We start from the raw sequence: 1,022 nt of genomic DNA on the forward strand, positions 1-1,022 counted from the left end.
CTAGAGCGTTTTCTGTGCGGTTTGAATCGTAGAGCATTCCCATGGGCCGCGTGATCTGATTCAAGATGACAGCCGGGTGGGGGGCCGGCTTTGGATGTCATCACGCACGCTGTCTCTGGATCTCCGCGATCGTGTTGTCGCGGCGGTTTCGAATGGTATGTCTCGCCGCCAGGTGGCTGAACGGGTCGGTGTCAGTCCGGCGAGTGCGATCCGCTGGTGTTCGTTGTCCGCCGCGACCGGCAGTCCTGCCGCCAAGCCGCGTGGCGGGGACCGCCTGTCACACAGGATCGAGGCGCAGGCAGGGCGTATCCATACTCTGATCGCCGAGAAGGACGATCTGACATTGGCCGAAATCCGCGCCCGACTGGCTGATGACGGGCATCACTTCGCGATCGGCACGCTGTGGCGTTTCTTCGCACGTCACCGGATCACATGGAAAAAAAGACCGCTCACGCGGCGGAGCAGGACCGGCCGGACATCCTGACACGATGACAGGACTGGTTCGATGCCCAGCCCGATCTCGATCCGGCGCGGCTGATTTTCATCGACGAAACCTGGGCCTCCACGAATATGGCACGGCGCTACGGGCGGTGTTTGCGTGGCCAAAGACTGCGCTCCGCTGTGCCGCATGGTCATTGGAAAACCACGACGTTCATCGCCGGGTTGCGACTGACCGGCATCGTGGCGCCCATGGTGCTGGATGGTCCGATCAACGGCCGCAGCTTCCAGACCTGGGTTGATCGTATCCTTGTGCCCGACCTACGACCCGGCGACATCGTCATCATCGACAATCTCGGTTCGCACAAGGGCCCGGGCGTCCAGGCCGCGATCGAAGCAGCAGGCGCCACCCTGAGGTATTTTCCTCCATATAGTCCGGACTTCAATCCAATCGAGATGGCCTTCTCCAGGCTCAAAGCCCATCTGCGTCGCGTTGCCGAACGCACCCGTGACGCCTTGTGGGACAGGATCGGCACCCTGATCGACCAGTTCTCGCCCGCAGAGTGCATAAATTTCTTCACCGC

1 pseudogene is annotated in these 1,022 nt (G+C 61.5%); it reads left to right on the top strand.

Annotated features, from left to right (window positions below):
* Positions 1-94 precede the first annotated feature (94 nt).
* Positions 95-1,022, top strand: a pseudogene (locus GOB93_RS20950) (IS630 family transposase); the annotation flags it as partial.

The sequence above is a fragment of the Acetobacter musti genome (assembly GCF_011516835.1).
In the GTDB taxonomy this organism is placed as follows: domain Bacteria; phylum Pseudomonadota; class Alphaproteobacteria; order Acetobacterales; family Acetobacteraceae; genus Acetobacter; species Acetobacter musti.